This window comes from Bradyrhizobium sp. UFLA05-125 (genome assembly GCF_059803515.1).
In genome coordinates this window covers 26,532-44,498 of sequence record NZ_JBANBJ010000004.1, presented here as the reverse complement: position 1 = coordinate 44,498, position 17,967 = coordinate 26,532, and the positions used below count along the sequence as shown (strand labels likewise).

At 64.4% G+C, this 17,967-nt stretch carries 14 protein-coding genes; 11 read left to right on the top strand and 3 right to left on the bottom strand.

The window, feature by feature from the left end; translation table 11 throughout:
- Nucleotides 1-37 precede the first annotated feature (37 nt).
- On the top strand, nucleotides 38-1,630 hold the full coding sequence (locus SO156_RS06595) for a gamma-glutamyltransferase family protein (protein ID WP_498534252.1): 1,593 nt from the start codon (nucleotides 38-40) through the stop codon (nucleotides 1,628-1,630).
- A 51-nt stretch (nucleotides 1,631-1,681) separates the two neighbouring features.
- Here the strand turns inward: SO156_RS06595 and SO156_RS06590 are convergent, their stop codons facing one another.
- From SO156_RS06590 to SO156_RS06580, 3 genes are all read right to left on the bottom strand, one after another.
- On the bottom strand, nucleotides 1,682-2,419 hold the full coding sequence (locus SO156_RS06590; protein WP_498534251.1) for a TetR/AcrR family transcriptional regulator: 738 nt from the start codon (nucleotides 2,417-2,419) through the stop codon (nucleotides 1,682-1,684).
- A 142-nt stretch (nucleotides 2,420-2,561) separates the two neighbouring features.
- On the bottom strand, nucleotides 2,562-3,782 hold the full coding sequence (locus SO156_RS06585) for an amidohydrolase family protein (RefSeq protein ID WP_498534250.1): 1,221 nt from the start codon (nucleotides 3,780-3,782) through the stop codon (nucleotides 2,562-2,564).
- 18 nt (nucleotides 3,783-3,800) lie between these two features.
- Entirely contained in the window at nucleotides 3,801-4,784 is a 984-nt protein-coding gene (locus SO156_RS06580) for a polysaccharide deacetylase family protein (RefSeq protein WP_498534249.1), read from the bottom strand.
- 140 nt (nucleotides 4,785-4,924) lie between these two features.
- Here SO156_RS06580 and SO156_RS06575 point away from each other — a divergent pair, with 140 nt between their 5' ends.
- From SO156_RS06575 to SO156_RS06530, 10 genes are all read left to right on the top strand, one after another.
- Complete coding sequence (locus tag SO156_RS06575) at nucleotides 4,925-6,127, top strand: ABC transporter substrate-binding protein (RefSeq protein WP_498534248.1); 1,203 nt, start codon at nucleotides 4,925-4,927, stop codon at nucleotides 6,125-6,127.
- 40 nt (nucleotides 6,128-6,167) lie between these two features.
- On the top strand, nucleotides 6,168-7,043 hold the full coding sequence (locus tag SO156_RS06570; protein WP_498534247.1) for a branched-chain amino acid ABC transporter permease: 876 nt from the start codon (nucleotides 6,168-6,170) through the stop codon (nucleotides 7,041-7,043).
- On the top strand, nucleotides 7,040-9,571 hold the full coding sequence (locus SO156_RS06565) for a branched-chain amino acid ABC transporter ATP-binding protein/permease (RefSeq protein WP_498534246.1): 2,532 nt from the start codon (nucleotides 7,040-7,042) through the stop codon (nucleotides 9,569-9,571). The genes SO156_RS06570 and SO156_RS06565 overlap by 4 nt, the downstream gene beginning before the upstream one ends.
- 60 nt (nucleotides 9,572-9,631) lie before the next feature.
- Complete coding sequence (locus tag SO156_RS06560) at nucleotides 9,632-10,528, top strand: oxamate carbamoyltransferase subunit AllH family protein (protein ID WP_498534245.1); 897 nt, start codon at nucleotides 9,632-9,634, stop codon at nucleotides 10,526-10,528.
- A gap of 184 nt (nucleotides 10,529-10,712) precedes the next feature.
- Entirely contained in the window at nucleotides 10,713-10,901 is a 189-nt protein-coding gene (locus SO156_RS06555; protein WP_498534244.1) for a hypothetical protein, read from the top strand.
- Nucleotides 10,902-10,911: 10 nt separating this feature from the next.
- Entirely contained in the window at nucleotides 10,912-12,162 is a 1,251-nt protein-coding gene (locus tag SO156_RS06550) for a YlbE family protein (RefSeq protein ID WP_498534243.1), read from the top strand.
- Nucleotides 12,159-13,667: an acyl-CoA synthetase FdrA gene (fdrA, locus tag SO156_RS06545; protein ID WP_498534242.1), complete on the top strand. Its 1,509-nt coding sequence runs from the start codon at nucleotides 12,159-12,161 to the stop codon at nucleotides 13,665-13,667. Before SO156_RS06550 ends, fdrA (SO156_RS06545) begins: the two co-directional genes overlap by 4 nt.
- Before the next feature lie 4 nt (nucleotides 13,668-13,671).
- On the top strand, nucleotides 13,672-14,631 hold the full coding sequence (gene arcC / locus SO156_RS06540) for a carbamate kinase (protein ID WP_498534241.1): 960 nt from the start codon (nucleotides 13,672-13,674) through the stop codon (nucleotides 14,629-14,631).
- A 218-nt stretch (nucleotides 14,632-14,849) separates the two neighbouring features.
- Nucleotides 14,850-16,448, top strand: a complete 1,599-nt coding sequence (fdrA, locus tag SO156_RS06535) for an acyl-CoA synthetase FdrA (protein WP_498534240.1) — start codon at nucleotides 14,850-14,852, stop codon at nucleotides 16,446-16,448.
- A complete protein-coding gene (locus SO156_RS06530; RefSeq protein ID WP_498534239.1) occupies nucleotides 16,448-17,893 on the top strand; it encodes a YlbE family protein in 1,446 nt (481 codons plus the stop codon). Before fdrA (SO156_RS06535) ends, SO156_RS06530 begins: the two co-directional genes overlap by 1 nt.
- Nucleotides 17,894-17,967: the final 74 nt, after the last annotated feature.

Here is a 17,967-nt window from a genome sequence, read left to right as displayed (position 1 = left end):
AGAACATTATTACTATCTGCATCAGGGGAGTTTTGTGATGCTGCAGACGAAACGAAGCTATGGCGGCATGGTGACAGCGCCGCACCACCTTGCGGCGCAAGCCGGACTTGCCGTTCTGTCGGAAGGCGGCAATGCCGTTGAGGCCATGATCGCGTCGGCTGCAACGATTGCCGTGGTATATCCGCATATGAATGGCCTCGGCGGTGACAGCTTTTGGCTCGTCGGCCGCTCCGGCTCGACGCCGGTCGGAATTCAGGCCTGCGGACGCTCCGCGATGGCGGCCGATCGCGCCTGGTATCGCGACAGGGGCTTTAGCAGCATTCCGGGCCGCGGCCCCCTGGCCGCACTCACTGTCGCGGGCACCGTCGACGGCTGGCAAAAGGCCCATGAGCTCAGTCGCGACCATCATGGCGGGCGGTTGCCGCTGGCGCGCCTGCTCGAGCCTGCAATCCGGCATGCGAAGGAAGGCGTCGCTGTAACGAGGACCCTGCACGAAAACGTCCGCAGTAAGCGCCTCGAACTCCAGGATGTGGCGGGCTTTGCGGATGTCTATCTGCCGCAAGGCCTCCCGCCGGCGGTCGGCACGCGGCTGCGGCAGCCTCGCGTCGCCGAGACGCTGCAGCGGTTGGCAAACGCGGGTCTGTCGGATTTCTATCGCGGCGATGTGGCGCGCTCGATGGCGGCTGACCTGGAGCGGTTGGGCAGTCCGCTTCGGCTCGCTGATCTCGAGCGACATCAGGCATCGCTTGTGGCGCCGCTCGCGATCGAGGCGGCCGGCCACAAGGTGTTCAACATGCCGCCGCCGACGCAGGGCCTGGCCTCGCTTTTGATTTTGGCGCTCTATGCCGGGCGCATGGCGGGCGAGGCCGACGGTGTCGATCATCTGCATCGGCTGGTCGAATGCACGAAAGCTGCATTCCGAGTTCGCAATCGCTACGTGACGGATCCCGACTACATGAAGCGGCCGGCGGCAGACTATCTGACCACGGAATCGCTCAGCGCGCTCCATCGGGTGGTGTCCGAAGATCGCGCGGCGCCGTGGCCTGATCCGCCGAGCCAGGGCGATACGGTCTGGCTCGCTGCGACCGATCGCAGTGGGCTGAGCGTCAGCTTCATCCAAAGCGTCTACTGGGAGTTCGGTTCGGGCGTCATCCTTCCGCAGACCGGGGTCACCTGGCAAAATCGCGGGACAAGCTTCAGCCTCGCCGAGACCGACACCAACAGGCTCGAACCGGGGCGCTTGCCGTTCCACACGATCCAGCCCGCGATGGCCGAGCTCAGCGACGGACGGCTGATGTCCTTTGGTACGATGGGCGGGGAGGGGCAGCCGCAAACCCAGGCGGCGGTCTTCAGTCGCTACGCGCTGCATTCCCAGGACTTGCAATCCGCGGTCACCGCGCCGCGCTGGTTGCTTGGCCGCACCTGGGGGGAGGAGAACAATAACCTCAAGATCGAATCCCGATTCGATCCCTCGGTCATTGATAGACTGCGCACGCTGGGTCACGATATCCAGGTCGTGGGCCCGTTCGAGGAATTCATGGGGCATGCCGGAGCCATCGTCTGGCATCCGGATGGGCTGATGGAGGGGGCAAGCGATCCGCGCAGCGACGGCGTCGTTGCGACCCGCTGAGGGCATTCACCGGCCATGATCCGCACGGTACCTTTCCGTGCGGATCGCCCCCTAGCGGGATGGCTTGCTGCTGCGGGCTGTCGCTTTCGATCCCGCAGTCTTGTGCTTGCGTTCGCCGACGGGGGCCGTCAGCCAGGTCAGGATCATGTCCTGCGCGTGCTCACGACGTTGCGCAACCCAATCCGAAGCGCTGAGGTCCTTGTCGAACATCGCCGACAGTGTGTAGCGATTGGATACGTGGAAATAGCTCATCGCAGTGATTGAGACATAGAGCTGGATCGGATCGACGTCTCGGCGAAACAGGCCTGCTGCCACGCCGCGGCGAAGAATGCTTTCGATGCTCGCAACCAGTGGCAAAGTGAGATCGGCGATCTTGCGCGATTTGCGCATGTGACGTCCACGCTGAAGATTCTCCGTGTTGATCAGGGCGATATAGTTCTGGTGCTCCCCGAAGAACGTGAATGTGAAATCGATCAACTCGCTCATTGCCGCGATCGGCTCGAGATCATCCAGTTTGAGCCGCTGTTCGGCCGCGCGGATCTCGGTGTAGACGTCCTCGAGGACCGCAATGTAGAGCCCGTTCTTGTCGCCGAAATAGGCATAGAGCAAGCGCATGTTGGCCTTGGCGCGCTGCGCAATGGCCTCAACGCGTGCGCCGCCGAGGCCATTGTGGCAGAACTCGAAGGTCGCCGCGCGCAGGATCGCCTCCTTGGTGAGCGCGGAGTCGCGAGGCCGCCTTCCGCGTGCGGTACTGCGGGGGGAACTGGTCTGTGCTGTCGTCTCTGTCACGGCGTCAACCTTGACTGGGCTCGGTTATTCACGCAAGGCACCTCCACATCGGGCCACTTGGGGCTGCGGACCAGTTCCCGGCGCAAGCTGCAGGGATTGAGATCGGCATTGCGGCTGTTCGTCAAGAGCGTTTCCTCCATGTTCACTGCTTCTGGGCACCGGCTGCCACCATCGCGCCGCCGCCCGCGACGAGATGGCCATCTTTGTAGACATCGCGCGGCGAGGGACGGGCGACCACCGCTTCCTGGACATGCTGCGCATCCAGCACGACGAAATCCGCCCTCCCGCCGGGAGCGAAGCCGTAATCCTTGAGGCCAAGCGCGCGTGCAGCATTGGTTGTCACCATGTCAAAGGCCGCAGCCAATTCATCATCGCTGTTGAATCCGGAGCGATAGCCGACCAGCATCGCGCGTTCGAGCAAGTCGCCGTCGCCGTAGGGCCACCAGGAATCGCGGATATTGTCGTTGCCGGAGAACACATTGACGCCGGCATCGCGAAGCAGCAACACAGGCGGGAATGCGTGCGCACCTGGCGCATTGGTGAAGATGGCGACGCCGGCCTCGGCAAGCTGGTGCGCGGTACGTTGAGCCGCGTCAGGCGCCACTTCGCCGAGCGCGTAGGCGTGACTGATCGTGACCTTGCCGCCAAGGCCCGATGCCTTGGTCCGTCGCGCGATTTGCTCGATCTCCGAGATGCCTTGCAAGCCGCCGTCATGCAGGTGAATGTCGATGCCTACGCCGTGGTGTTCGGCGATTCCAAAGATGACGTCGAGATGTCCGTCGACGTCACCGTCATGGCCTGCGGGATCGAGGCCGCCGACCAGATCGGCGCCGGCGCGAACGGCCTCTTCGAGCAATTCGGCCGTCCCCGGCGATGTCAGAATGCCGCTTTGGGGAAACGCCACGATCTGGATCGAAACCTTCTCCCGGTGGGCGTCCCGCGCGGCAGCGATCGGCTCGAAATGTCGCAGGCCGACCTCGGCGTCGACATCCACATGGCTGCGCATGTGGGTCGTGCCGTGCGCGACGCAAAGGTCGATCAGGGCCGCCGCCCGGACTGCGATAGGCTTGGCGCTGGCAAGCGCTTCCTTCTCGAATTTGACCCGTTCCCGCACGCTGAAGCCCGCGGTGCACTGACGATGCGGCTTCCAGTCGTCGCCGATGAAGCACTTGTCCAGGTGGATATGACCTTCGACCATGCCAGGCAGCACGAGGCGCTGGCCGAGATCGCGGGTTTCGCCGACTGGGCCATATTTTTGCGGGGACGGCGTGATCGCGGCGATTTTGCCGTCGCCGACGGCGATTTCGACAATCCGGCCGTCTGCCAGTCGAGCGTTCTGAAAGAGTGTGTCGATAGCGGTCAAGGGAGTTCTCCAGTTTGGCTAGGTCGGGACGATGCCGTCGGGCAGGGCGCGCGAAAATGCCGCGATCTCGCCTGCGGTGGTGATCCAGATATCCTCGCGCCTTGCGACGATCGCTTGCAGCGCGCGTCGCAGCGGCCGCAGTCGGTGCGGCTGGCCAACCAGATACGGATGCAGAGCGATGCCCATCACCAGCGACTGCTTTCCGGATTGCGCCAACATCTCCTCGAATGTGTCCGCGATCATTGTCGCAAACTGTTCGCCGCTGTCTTTGCGCCCGACGATCGAGGGGATGTCGTTCAGTTCCTGCGGATAGGGGATGGAAAGAATGCGCCCGCCACCCCTCGCCGAGAACCACACCGGCTGATCGTCCATGCACCAGTCGAGCAGGTATTGGTAGCCCGCTTCGGCGAGAAGGTCAGGCGTTACAGCGGATTGCGAGATCCACGGACCGAGCCAACCAAGCGGCCGTCTCCCCTCGGCACGCGCGATGATATCAGTCGCCTCCTCGATCAGTCGCTGCTCTTCGGCAGGCGAAAGCACGCCCTGACGTTCAGAATTGGTGCGTCCATGGCCGACGACCTCGTCGCGACGTGCGCGGAACGCCTCCATGACTTCCGGGCAGTAGTGATAGATGCTGCTGTTCGCGAGGACGGAGAGCGGCAGCTTCAACTCGTCGAATAAGTCGATGAGGCGCCACACACCGACCCGGTTGCCATAGTCGCGCCATGCGTAGTTGAGGATGTCCGGCTGCGGACCGCCTGGGCAGAGTTCGGCGCCCAGCCCGTCGCCGAAGGCGAAATGCTCGAGGTTGAGCGCGACGTAGACGGCCAGCCTCTTCCTGTTCGGCCACGCGAAGTTCGGGCGCCGCGTGATTGCGCTGTAGCTGTAGCGGTTGTGCGAGACAAGACCGGGTGCCGGATACGCCGCTTGTTCGCATGTTGCATCGCCATGAATGGCACGCGAGATGACTCGCTTCGGTCCCACCCCAATCTCCCGTTGCATTGCAATCTCCGTTCGGCGCGCGATCGCCGCTTGACATTCGTGGATTTGTGAAGAAAGTTTTTACTTCCGTCAAGACCGGGAAACGACGGCAGCGGACGAGAGGCGGCTCGGGAGCCGTCGGAGCGGGAGGAATTGCAGAAATGAACTACGCTTGTATCGCTATCACCGGGTTGCGGCGCCGCGTCGTCTTGCAGGGCGCGCTCGCCATTCTCATTGGCTCTCTGCCGCTCGCGCAGCGCGCGCAGGCTGCCGAGCCGATCAAGATCGGCCTGGTCACGGCACTGTCGGGGCAGTCGGCGCGCGCCGGCGAAGCGTTGACCCGCGGCGCCACGGTCGCCATCGAGGACATCAACGCGAGGGGGGGCGTGCTCGGCCGGCCGCTCGAGCTGGTACGCCGTGACGATGAAAGCAACCCGGCGAAAGGGCTGATCGCCGCACGGGAGCTCATTCAGCGCGAGAAGGTCGCGGTGCTGCTCGGCGGCCTCGATACGCCGGTCGAGCTTGCAATCGTGCCGTTCGTCAATAACGTCAAGATGCCGTTCGTTGTACCATGGGCTGCCGGAACCAACATCACGCAGAACGGCGCTCCGTCCAACTACGTGTTTCGCGTCTCCGCGATGGACGACGAAGTCGACAAAGCGATCGTTCAGTTTGCGAGCAAGACCTACGGAGCTAAAAAGCCCGGCCTCATCCTCGTCAACAATCCCTGGGGCGAATCGAACGAGCACGGCTTGCGCGCCGCCATGAAGGGAGCCGGTATCGAGCCGGCCGGCGTCGAGAAGTTCGAGCCCAACGACGTCGATGTCGTCGCTCAGCTGTCCCGCCTCAAGCAGGCCGGCGCCGACGTACTGTTTCTCGTCGGCAATGTCGGCCCGTCTTCGCAGGTCGTGAAGTCGCTCGACCGCATGGGCTGGACGCCGCCGATCGTGTCGCATTGGGGACCGGCCGGCGGCCGCTTCACGGAACTTGCTGGACCGAACGCAAAGAGCGTCATCTTCGTCCAGACCTACAGCTTCTTTGGCGAGCTCTCGCCGGTCGGCAAGCGCGTCCTGGCCGGGCTGCAGGCGAAGTATCCGGATATCAAAGGCCCCGCGGACGTGACCCCGGCGGTCGGTTTCGCCAACGCCTATGACAGCATCAACGTGATCGCCCGCGCGATCCAGAAGGCCGGTAGTACCGACCCCACTGCCATTCGCGACGGCTTCTACGGAATCGACCGGCTGGAAGGCCTGATCAAGACCTATGAGAAGCCGTTCGCCCAGGACAAGCACGATGCGCTGACGGCGCAGGACTACATCTGGGCCCGTTTCGAAGACAACCACATCCTGCCGTTCAAGAACTGACGGTAGCGGTCGTCCAGCAAGCAGATCGGGGTGATCATCGATGTCGTTTCTTTCGGCGATAGTAACCGGAATGGCGCTGGGGAGCATGTACGGTCTGCTCGCGCTGGGCTTTCACGTCACTTACGCCGTGTCCGGCACGGTCAACTTCTCGCAAGGCAGCTCGATGACCCTGGGGGCTGTTGCCGGATACTTCTTCCTCGTCGTGTGGGGCTGGCCGGCCGCGATCGGCATCCCCGCGGTGTTGCTGGTCTGCGCTGTTTACGGCGTTCTGATTGAACGATTCGCGGTCCGTCCGTTCGTGCAGCGCGGGTCGGACAACTGGCTGATGGCGACCGTTGCGGTCGGCATCGTCGTCGACAATCTGATGTTGTTCGTGTTCGGCAAGGAGCCGCGCAGCTTCCCGTCGATGCTCGCGGCCAAGCCGATCCAGATCGTGGAGGGCGCCGGGGTCTACCCGCTGCAGCTCCTGATTCCCGTGGTTGGCCTTCTGCTTGCGCTGGCGCTGCATCTGATCAGCCGCCGCACGCGGCACGGCGTCGCAATGCTTGCCGTGGTGCAAAATCCCAACGCCGCACGGCTGATGGGCATCAATGTCAGCGGCGCCATTGCCGCAAGCTACGCGGTGTCGACCATGCTGGCCGGCGTCGCCGCGCTGCTGATTGCGCCGCTGTTCAACGTCTCGTCCGAGATGGGCACGCTGTTCGGCATCAAGGCGTTTGCCGCCGCGATCATCGGCGGCCTGGCCAGCGCCTGGGGCGTCATGCTGGCCGGATTGTGCCTTGGACTGATCGAGGTGTTCGCGACCAACTACCTCGGATCGGTCTACACCCAGATCATCACGTTCGCTTCCGTCATCGTCATCCTCGTCATCATGCCGCACGGGTTGCTCGGCCGAGCTGGAGTTAAGAAGGTATGATCTCTCGCGCGTCCCTTCTCGTTGCGGTCGCGGCGTTCGCGATTGCCATCGGCTATGCCGCGGTCGCGGACAGCTATGCGGTGTTCCTGATCGCGACGATCTCGCTGACGGCGATCGCCTGCATCGGCCTCAACGTCCTGCTTGGCCTCGCGGGCCAGATCTCGCTCGGACATGTCGGCTTCATGGCCATTGGCGCCTACGCGACCGTGCTGCTGATGGAGAAGGCTGGCTGGCCCTACCTCGCCGCCACGGCGGGCGCCATCGTCCTGGTCAGCATCGTCGGCGGCCTGCTTGCGATGCCGGCGCTACGTGTGCGCGGGCCGTATCTGGCCATGGTGACTATCGCCTTCGGCTTCATCGTCGAACATGTCACGATCGAGTGGCGCGATCTCACTGGCGGCGGCAACGGCCTGGTATTGAGCACCCCGCCGACCGTGTTCGGCTATGCGCTGTCCGAGCGTTCGCTTGCTATCGCGGGCATCGTGCTGGTGTTTGCCGGCCTCATCCTGTTCGAGCGGTTGAAGCGCAGCGGCTGGGGTTATGCCATGCGCGCCGCCCGCGATACCGAGGTCGCGACGCGCTCGCTCGGCATCGATCTGGTGCATGTCCGCGCCGTGGCCTTCGTGATCTCGGCAGCCGCGATGGCGCTGGCCGGCGCGCTGTTCGCGCCGCTGCAGGGCTATATCAGTCCGAGCTCGTTCCCGTTCCTGCAATCGGTATTGCTGTTGTTCGGCGTGATGGTCGGTGGCGCTGGCTCGGCGCTCGGCCCGGTGCTAGGCGCGGCGCTGGTCGTGCTGCTGCCGGAAACGTTGTCTGATCTTGCGGAGTACCGGCTGCTGGCGTTTGGCGTGCTGCTCTTCCTCGTGCTGCGGGTGGCGCCTTCCGGCATCGTCGGAATGCTGGAGCAGCTCGCGGCGAAATATCTGCCGGCGCGCAAGCCCATGGCGGAGCCCGCGATCGCGGCGAATGCCGATGCGGCGATCCTCGAGACGCACAGCGCTGCCGGACTCGACGTAACGGATCTCTCGATCTCGTTCGGCGGCGTGCGCGCCGTCCAGGGCGTATCGTTCAGGGCAGCGCCCGGTGCCGTCACCAGCATCATCGGTCCCAACGGCGCCGGCAAGACCAGCGCGCTCAATTTGCTCTGCGGCTTCTATCGGCCACAGGCGGGGACGGTGAAGCTCGGCAATCGCGATGTCACGGGCATGACGTCGCATTTGCTGGCACGGGTCGGCGTGGCGCGCACGTTCCAGACCACGCAGCTGTTCGGCTCGCTCACGATCCTGGAAAATATCCTGCTGGCCGAGCGGGTCGGACGTCTCGGCGGCATTGTCTCCGCGCTGCGCAACGCTGAGACTGAGGGTTTCGCGCGGTTCCTGCTGCGCTTTGCCGGTGTCGACGGCGACGTTGATCGTCTTGCGGATTCGCTGTCCCATGGCGAGAAGCGGCTGGTCGAGATCGCGCGCGCCCTGGCGTTGCGGCCCAACATCCTGTTGCTCGACGAGCCCGCAGCCGGCCTATCGAAGGGCGACAAGCAGCGCCTGACCGCGCTGCTGCGCCGGATCGCCGATCTCGGGATTGCCGTCATCATCGTCGAGCACGACATGCCGATGATCATGTCGCTGAGCGATCTCATCGTCGTGCTCGACAGCGGCAAGCGCATCGCGATCGGCGATGCGGCGGCGATCCGCAACGATCCGCTGGTCCGCAAGGCCTATCTTGGCGACGCCACGCCGGGTGAGAAGAGCCGCGCGCCGCGGCCGGCGCGGCAGGGCACCGCACTCGAGGTCAAGACCCTCGATTCGTTCTACGGCCTGTCGCGCGCCTTGAACGGTATCGATCTTGTGGTCGCTCCAGGCGAGGCGGTCGCCGTGCTCGGCGCGAACGGCGCCGGCAAGACCACCCTGATGCGGTCGATCGCCGGTCTCGAACCGCCGCGATCCACGGGCGAAGTCCGGCTCGCCGAGACCCGCATCGACAGGATGCCCGCGCATGTTCGTGCCCGCTCAGGCGTCGTACTGGTGCCGGAAGGGCGGCAGGTATTTCCGGAGCTGACGGTGAAGCAGAACCTTCAGCTCGGCGCCTATGCGCGCAAGGGCCTCGACCTCGATGCAGAGATCGAGGCGATGTTCGTGCACTTTCCGCGGCTGAAGGAGCGTATCGACCAGCGTGCCGGCCTGTTGTCCGGAGGCGAGCAGCAGATGCTCGCGGTCGCGCGCGGGCTTCTGACCGGACCGAAGATCTTCATGCTGGACGAGCCGTCGCTCGGGTTGGCGCCGCTTGTCGTCGATGAACTGTTTGCGTCCTTCGAGTGGCTGCGGAGTGAGGGCATGACCATCATCGTGGTCGATCAGATGGCTGGCCACGCGCTCGCGCTGGCCGACCGGGCCTATCTCTTGGAAACCGGTGCGATCCTGAAGAGCGGCGCTGCCGACATCATCGCCGAGGATCCGCTGCTTGAGGCGGCCTATCTGGGCGGCGAGGCCCGGGCTGGCGCGCCGCAACGGATTGCGGCCCAGGCGCGCTGAGGGAGGCGAGGGCGGATGTTTGTCGGAGGCCGCGAAGCTGACGGGAGGAAGCCGGCTTGCGTGGGCGCGCCAGGCGAGCGGCGCCCTGAGCCTGCAGCGACGATCTGTGCCGGTGTGGAAGTGGGACTTCTTGCCGATCGGGCGCTTCGGGATCGCGCCGCGGGCCATGTCGTCGCGGTGTTCGAGCGTTCGTTCTACGCCGTCATCGACGGAATCTGGATATGCGTTGGACAGTCCGGCATCGGATCGGGTCCGTTGCACGTGCTCGGCGACTTCCGATGGCCGGGACTGGCGGTCGGCGATCCGGTGTGGGTCGCGGACTCCATTCTGTGGATCGCAGGGGTGCCGCTCGCAAATCTGGCCTCGCGGTCGGTCTGGGCGCCGCGGGCTGCGCCGCATTGGTCCAAGAGCAGTCTGCGATCCGGCCTCGAGGCGGTCGATGCGGTTTGGGGCAGTGATCCGATTTCGGATGGCCTTGCGGTGGCCGGCGCCGGACGTGTTCCGAGCGACGCTTCTCTCCTCGTTCGGGCTGCCATGCCCGGTCTCGCAGCTCTGGAGCGAGTCCTGGCTGGCTCCGATGGCGATGCGGATCGAAACTCGGGGCTTGGGAGCTTGATCGGTCTCGGTCCGGGGCTTACGCCGTCCGGCGACGATCTGATCGGCGGTGCGCTGATTGCGTTGGCTGCGTTGGGGCGCATCGAATGTCGCGATGCGTTGTGGGAGCAATGCCGCGCGCTGCTCGAAGGCACCAACGACATCAGCCGAATACATCTGCGCGCGGCGGCGCTGGGTTACGGCGCGGCGGCACTGCACGCTGCCATTCACGCAACGATGAGCAGCGAGATCGCCGGATTTCGTCGCACCCTCACGGCCCTGACGGCGGTCGGGCATACATCCGGACTGGACGCGTTTGCCGGCAGTCTGATCGTCCTGCGCCACGCCCTTCGCGAGCGATGACGTCGTCGCCGATCGAATTTCGAGTTCTCCCAAACTGCTCCGAACGAAGTTCGGAGCACTTTTTTTTTAAGCGGGATTCCCTTCGCGATCGAGGTTCGCATTTCCCGAGAATCGGGCCTTGACTAAGTAAGTGTTTTCTTATTAACTCGACCTAACAAAAACGAACTATGTTAGGGCAGAAACGATGACGGATCAGGAGAGGCCGCAGTATCAGCAGTTGCTGGCGCGCAAGGTCGCAGTTGTAAATGTCGGGCTTGAGGGCTTCGTGAAGGACCTCCGCGACTGCGGCCTCGATGTCGTTCACGTCGACTGGAAGCCGTCGGCGGGCGGAGATCCGCAGATGGCGGCCCTGCTGGCGAAGCTCGGTGTGTGAGGGCGCACCGATGAAGCTGATCGAAGATGCAAACCAGCAGGCGCTGACCCGGATCCTCGAAGGAGAGCCGCGGCTGATCGACATCGTTCCCGCCCGCCAATTGATCCCGGGCTTGCGCGAACGGATGATCCTCCACGCCGGACCGCCGATCTCCTGGGACAGGATGTGCGGCCCGATGCGCGGTGCCGTCGCGGGCGCCATCGTGTTCGAGGGATGGGCGAAGGATCTGCCGACTGCGACCAAGCTCGCCGCCAGTGGCGAGATCGAATTTCACCCGAACCACCACTTCGGGGCGGTGGGCCCGATGACCGGCATGACGACGATGTCGATGCCGTTGTTCGTGGTCGAGAACGCGCGCTTCTCCAACCGCGCCTATTGCGCGATCAACGAGGGGCTCGGGAAGGTGATGCGCTTCGGCGGCAACGACGCGAGCGTGCTGAAGCGGCTCGCCTGGTTGCGCGACGTGTTTGGGCCAACGCTGGGCAAGGCGATCCGTGCCGCCGGCGGCATCGACCTGAAATCGATCGTCGCGCGGGGCTTGTCGATGGGCGACGAGCTGCATCAGCGCAATCTCGCCTGCTCGAGCGTTTTCCTTCGTGAGATCGCGCCCTGGATGGCGCGGACCTCGACCGACAACGCGGTTCTCGCCGAATGTCTCGCGTTCATTGGGCAGAACGATCAGTTCTTCCTCAACATCGCGATGGCGATGGGCAAGGCGATCACTGATCCCGCGAACGGCATTCGTGGTTCGACCATCGTCACCACCATGTGCCGCAACGGCACCGATTTCGGAATCCGCGTCAGCGGGCTCGGCGAACAATGGTTCACTGCGCCGGTCGAAATGCCGGAGGGGCTGTATTTCGCCGGCTATTCCGAGATGGACGCCAATCCGGACATGGGCGATTCCGCCATCGTCGAGACGATCGGTCTGGGTGGATTTGCGATGGCGGCGGCGCCGGCAGTCGCAGGCTTCGTGGGTGCCGGCGCGCCTTCCGAGGCCGGCAATTTCACTCGCTCGATGGGCGAGATCACGGTTGCCCAGAATCCGGAATGGACCATCGCCGCAATGGACTTTGCGGGCGTGCCGACCGGCATTGATATCCGCCTGGTCGTCGATTCCGGCGTGGTGCCCGTCATCAACACAGGGATCGCGCATCGCGAGCCCGGTATCGGGCAGGTCGGTGCCGGCGTGGTCAAGGCGCCGTTGGCGTGCTTCCAGCAGGCGACCGTTGCGATCGCCAAGGATTTGGGTGTGTCATGAACGTCGTTGTCCTGAACGAGGTCCGCAAGGGATTCTATCTCGATTCGGTCGCGCTGATGCGACTGTCGCGCGAGGTGGCCGGCTCGCCCGGCGTGATTGAGGCGGCGTTGATGATGGGAACTCCGTCGAACGCTGCGATCATGCGCAATGCGGGGTTACTGGAGGAGGGCACTGCCGTGAAGGGCAATGACCTCGTGATCGCGGTCAAGGCCGAGTCGGAGTCCGCTGCCCGCGAAGCCCTCGACCATGCGATCAAGTCACTCGACAAACCGAAGACCAAGGGCGAGGCGCAGGCCGCCTGGCGGCCGCACTCGATCGCCGCCGCCGTGAAGGTCAGGCCGGAGATCAACCTTGCGCTGATCTCCGTCCCCGGCGAGTTCGCCGCCGCCGAGGCCCGCAAGGCGCTCAATCGCGGCCTCCATGTCCTGATGTTCAGCGACAACGTGTCCCTCGAGGACGAATTGTCGCTCAAGCAGCAGGCGCGGGCGGCCGGCCTCCTGATGATGGGACCGGATTGCGGAACGGCCGTGATCGGCGGCGCACCGCTGGCGTTCGCCAACAAGATCAGGCGCGGCAGGATCGGCATCATCGGCGCGTCGGGTACCGGAACGCAGGAGGTCTCGTGCCTGATCTCGGAAGCCGGCGCGGGAATCTCTCATGCCATTGGGGTCGGCGGGCGCGATCTGAAGAAGGACATCGGCGGCATCACCACGCTGATGGCGATCGATGCGTTCGATTCCGATCCGGAAACCGATCACGTGGTGCTGATTTCGAAGCCGCCGCATCCTGATGTCGCCAAGTCCGTCCTTGAGCGGATTGGCAGAAGCGGGAAGTCGTTCACCGTGTGCTTCATCGGTGCTTCGGAGATCGACCTCCCGCCGAACGCACGCTTCTCGCCGACGCTGAAGGGCGCCGCGGAGCTGGCGCTGGGACACAAGAAGATCGGAGCAGAGTTCGACGCGAGCGCAACCGCGTCACGGCTTGCGCGTCGGAGCGGCCGGGGCAGGATCGAAGGGTTGTTCGCGGGCGGAACGCTTTGCGCCGAAGCGCAGGTGATCCTCGCAGCCGCCGGCCGCAAGGTGGCATCAAACGCCGCCATTCCCGGCGTGCCCAAGCTTGGCGCCGAGCCGTGCGGTGGCTGCGACAGGCTGATCGATCTCGGCGACGACGAGTATACCCGCGGCCGGCCGCATCCCATGATCGACCCCTCGGTACGCGATGAAGCACTGCGGGTCGCGCTCAGGAGTCCCGACCTTTCGGTGATCCTGGTCGATCTGGTTCTCGGCTACGGCGCGCATGCCGACCCGGCCGGGCATCTGGCGGGGATCGTCGCCGATCGCGGGCAGTATGCTCCGGCGCTGATCGCCTCCGTGGTCGGCACCGAGCAGGATCCGCAAGGCCGTTCTGCACAGGTCCGGAAGCTGGAGCAGGCCGGAATCGTCGTCGCGCCGTCGAACTCTCAGGCGTGCGAGCTCGCGGTTGCCATCGCCAACATAGGGAGGTAAGGAAATGCGTACACTCAATGATGTGCCGCGCCGCCTGGTGGTTGCGATCGGCGGCAATGCGGTTCACCCCGAAGACATCAGGGGCACCTCCCAGGAGCAGAAGTCCGTCGCGCAGATAACCGCGGAAGCGCTGCTGCCGCTTGCGCAACTCGACAATGAACTGGTCATCACGCACGGCAACGGCCCGGTCGTCGGCAAGATCATGATGCGCCAGATGCTGACGATGAGCCGAATTCCGCCGATGGACATGGACATCTGCGTCGCGCACAGCCAGGGTGGCATCGGCTATCTCTTGATGCAGGCGATCGAGAATGCCCTGCGCGAACAGGGCAATCGGCGACATGTGGCCAGCCTTCTCACCCAGGTAGAGGTCGACAAGGACGATCCCGCGTTCAAGAATCCGACGAAGTTCGTCGGACCGTTCTTTTCCGAGGACGAGGCCAAGAAGATCAGCGCCGAGCTCAACTGGGCGATGCGTGAGGATTCAGGGCGGGGCTGGCGTCATGTCGTACCATCGCCGAAGCCCAGGCATGTCTGCGACATCTCGCTGGTCGACGCATTGGTCAAGCGCGGAACGATCGTCATTGCGGGCGGCGGCGGCGGCGTTCCCGTGGTGCGTGACGCAAAGGGCGTGCGCACCGGCGTGCCGGCAGTCATCGACAAGGATCTGACATCCGCTCATATCGCGAATGTGCTGGGCATCGAAGAGTTGCTGATCCTGACAGCAGTTCCGCGCGTCGCGGTGAATTTCGGCAAGCCGAACAAGAAGGACCTGGGTCAGGTCAGCCTCGAGGAGATCAAGGCCTACCACCGTGAGGGACATTTTCCTCCTGGAAGCATGGGACCCAAGGTCGATGCGGCCATCCGGTTTCTCGAAGGCGGCGGAAAGCGCGCAATCATCAGTCACCTCGATTGCGCCATGGCGGCGCTGCGGGGCGAGACGGGGACGCACGTCGTTCAATAACCGGATTGGCGCAGGCGCGGGCGCCAATCTGTATTGAGTGTCGAGCAAGATGGCGGCCGACCCTTCAAGGCCGCAATGGCGCCGGCGCTCACCGAGTTGGAGTAGTTGAGACGCACGACTGGCGCCTCGTTTTGATCAGGCGATCGAGCTAACCGCTGGCTGAAGCTCAAACACAAGTACAACCGGCAGCCTGCGGGATTCAAGGGAACGACAAGGCAATGGCCATCCAATCCAGCATAAGGGCGAACCTGTACAAGGATTCCGTATCGTTGATGCGGATCTCACAGGTCACGGTCGCGCGAAGCGGCGTGCAGCGGGTGACGCTGCTGATGGGAACGCGGAGCAACAAGGAGTTCCTGCAGCAGGCTGGATTGATGAGTCCGGCGCTCGATAGCGCCAAGCCGGGCGATATCATGATCGTCGTGGCGGATGACTCGCCGGAAAAGCTCGCAGCCGCGGAGCGGGAGATTCACTCCCTGATCGCCGGCGAAGAGCCGAAGGACGGGTCGACCGAAGCGACCGCCGCCGCGCCGCCGCGATCAATCTCCGGCGGTATCGCGATTGCCGATCATGCCGACCTCGCACTGATCTCGGTGCCGGGCCCCTATGCCGCGGCGGAAGCCTTGAAGGCGCTGCGCCAGGGCCTGAACGTACTGCTATTCAGCGACAACGTGCCGATCGAACAGGAGCAGGCCATCAAACGTGTTGCAGCGCGAAAGGGGTTGCTGGTCATGGGCCCGGATTGCGGCACGGCAATCATCAACGGCGTCCCGCTTGGATTCGCGAACGTCGTTCGGCGGGGCTTGATCGGGCTCGTCGGAGCGTCGGGAACGGGCCTGCAGGAGGTGATGTGCCAGATACACCGCCATGGCCAGGGTATATCGCAGGCCATCGGCACCGGCAGCCATGACGTATCGAGCCAGGTCGGCGGCATCACCATGTTGCAGGGCCTGGAGCTGCTGGCCGCGGACGAGCAGACGAAAGTTATCGCCATCGTCTCCAAGCCTCCTGCACCAGATGTACAGAAACGGGTGATCGATCGCGCCAGCGCGATCGGAAAGCCGGTCGTCATCTGCTTCCTCGGTGGCGAGCCGGCGGCATCTACCGGCAATGTTCACCGCACGTCGTCGCTCGAGGAAACCGCGAGGCAGGCCGTTGCTCTTGCGGGAGCGCGCGAACTCGGGAGTGACGAACAGGCCATTGAAAAGCTGGCAACGAGGATTTGTGAGTTGCTGACACCCTCGCAGCGCCATCTGCGCGGTCTCTATTCCGGCGGAACGTTCTGCTCGGAGGCCCAGACCATTTGGCAGGCGGCAGGTATCCGTGCCCGGTCGAACGCGCCGCTTGCAGAAGCCGATCGGCTGGCCGACGTGGAAGAGAGCCAAGGGCACACGGCGATCGATCTTGGCAGCGACGAATTCACGGTGGGGCGTCCACATCCGATGATCGACTATAGCGTGCGGATCGAACGGCTGCTCAAGGAAGCAGACGATCCGACCGTTGCCTGCATCGTCCTGGACGTCGTGCTGGGCTACGGCAGCCATCCGAATCCGGCGGAAATCCTGACTCCGGCCATCCGCCGCGCGAAGGCGGCTGCGAAAGCGAAGGGGCGGGAGCTTCCCGTGGTCTGCTTCGTCTGCGGCACGGATGCGGATCCGCAGCCCTTCGAGACCCAGAAAGCCACCCTGGCGGATGCCGGCGCCGAGATTGTCGGCAGCAGCACGGGCGCAGCCCTTTCCGCGCTAGCCATCGCGCGCCGCATGGCGGAGAACGGCAGCGCCACTGGGCGTCGTGCGATGCAAGGTGGAGAACGATGATGAACGCAGCTCCCTCGGCTCTCCGGAACAAAACATCCGTCATCAGCCTCGGCGCCGCCGACCTCGATCGTGGTGTCGAAAGCAGCGGTGCTCCGCTGGTGCGTCTGCAGTGGCAGCCGGTCGGCGACGGAAGTCCCGAGGTCGCCTGGTCCCTCGCGCAACTGGTTGGCGATGCCGGCGATGCGGATTGCCTGGGGTCGCGGATCGATCGCGCCAATGCGGCAGTGCTCGAGCGTATCCTGGCCGCGCAGCCGGTATGGGTCGATGTCGCGGCGCATGCATCAGAGGTCTGGCCGGACATGGGCTGGACGCTGCTGCATGCCGGTCCGCCGATCGCCTGGAACGATATGTGCGGCCCTATGAAGGGGGCCGTCGTCGGCGCAATTCTCTACGAGAAATGGGCGGCGACCCCGGCGGAGGCGGAGCAACTCGCCGCCGGCGGCAGCATTCGCTTTGCGCCGTGCCATGAATTCGGCGCGGTCGGTCCGATGACCGGGATCATCTCGCCCTCGATGCCACTCTTCGTGGTGCTGAACAAGAACACAGGGAACCGCGCCTATGCACCGATGATGGAATCGGGCGGTGCCAAAACACTGCGTTTCGGCGCTTTCGCTCCGGAGGTGATAGAAGGCCTCAAGCTCATCGAGAATGTTCTGGCCCCATGTCTGAAGGGCGCCGTTGTCGGCATTGACGGTGGGCTGCCGTTGAAGCCGTTGATGTCGCAGTCGCTGCACATGGGCGACGACGTCCACAACCGCAACACGGCCGCAACCCTGCTGCTGTATCGCGCCGTCACGGAATCGCTGCTCAAGTCCTCGATCTCTCGTGACATCGTCCACGAGACGCTACGGACGATCGGCGCGGACGACATGTTCTTCCTGAGCCTGTCGATGGCGGCCTGCAAGGCGACCATGGATGCCGCGCACGGCGTGCCGTTCAGCAGCATCGTTACGGCAATGGCGCGGAACGGCGTCAATGTCGGCATCAGGGTGAGCGGACTGAACGGGCAATGGTTCGTCGGGCCGGCCGACATCCCGGTCGGCCTGTTCCTGCCCGGATTCAGCGAGGCGGACGCCAATCCCGATATGGGCGACAGCGCGATCACCGAGACCGCTGGGCTCGGCGCGTTTGCAATGGCGGCGGCACCCGCGATGGTCCAGTTCGTCGGCGGCACGCCGCAGGACGCCCTGCGCTATTCGCGCGAGATGGCGCACGTCACGATCGGCCGCAACCCCGGCTTCACCTTGCCAATGCTCGACTTCATCGGCGCTCCGGTCGGTATCGATATCCGCAAGGTCGTGGACGAGAGCAAGCGGCCGGTCATCAACACCGCAACTGCGCACAAGGAGCCGGGCATGGGAATCATCGGCGCGGGCGTCGTGCAGGCGCCGATGAAGTGCTTTGTCGATGCCGTCGGCGCGTTCGCGACGATGGCTGCGAAATGACCCTGCTGCGAATCTAAGACGTCGGCGCGGTCGCTGGTCGCGTCGCCGATACAAAAAATGCCGCAATAAAAACC

Excerpts from the sequence above, each read along its gene's own strand:
- SO156_RS06550 (WP_498534243.1), top strand. The coding sequence starts at position 10,912 with ATGAAGCTGATCGAAGATGCAAACCAGCAGGCGCTGACCCGGATCCTC.
- SO156_RS06565 (WP_498534246.1), top strand. The coding sequence starts at position 7,040 with ATGATCTCTCGCGCGTCCCTTCTCGTTGCGGTCGCGGCGTTCGCGATT.
- fdrA (WP_498534240.1), top strand. The coding sequence starts at position 14,850 with ATGGCCATCCAATCCAGCATAAGGGCGAACCTGTACAAGGATTCCGTA.
- SO156_RS06555 (WP_498534244.1), top strand. The coding sequence starts at position 10,713 with ATGACGGATCAGGAGAGGCCGCAGTATCAGCAGTTGCTGGCGCGCAAG.
- SO156_RS06580 (WP_498534249.1), bottom strand. The coding sequence starts at position 4,784 with ATGCAACGGGAGATTGGGGTGGGACCGAAGCGAGTCATCTCGCGTGCC.
- SO156_RS06575 (WP_498534248.1), top strand. The coding sequence starts at position 4,925 with ATGAACTACGCTTGTATCGCTATCACCGGGTTGCGGCGCCGCGTCGTC.
- fdrA (WP_498534242.1), top strand. The coding sequence starts at position 12,159 with ATGAACGTCGTTGTCCTGAACGAGGTCCGCAAGGGATTCTATCTCGAT.
- SO156_RS06570 (WP_498534247.1), top strand. The coding sequence starts at position 6,168 with ATGTCGTTTCTTTCGGCGATAGTAACCGGAATGGCGCTGGGGAGCATG.
- arcC (WP_498534241.1), top strand. The coding sequence starts at position 13,672 with ATGCGTACACTCAATGATGTGCCGCGCCGCCTGGTGGTTGCGATCGGC.
- SO156_RS06595 (WP_498534252.1), top strand. The coding sequence starts at position 38 with ATGCTGCAGACGAAACGAAGCTATGGCGGCATGGTGACAGCGCCGCAC.
- SO156_RS06530 (WP_498534239.1), top strand. The coding sequence starts at position 16,448 with ATGAACGCAGCTCCCTCGGCTCTCCGGAACAAAACATCCGTCATCAGC.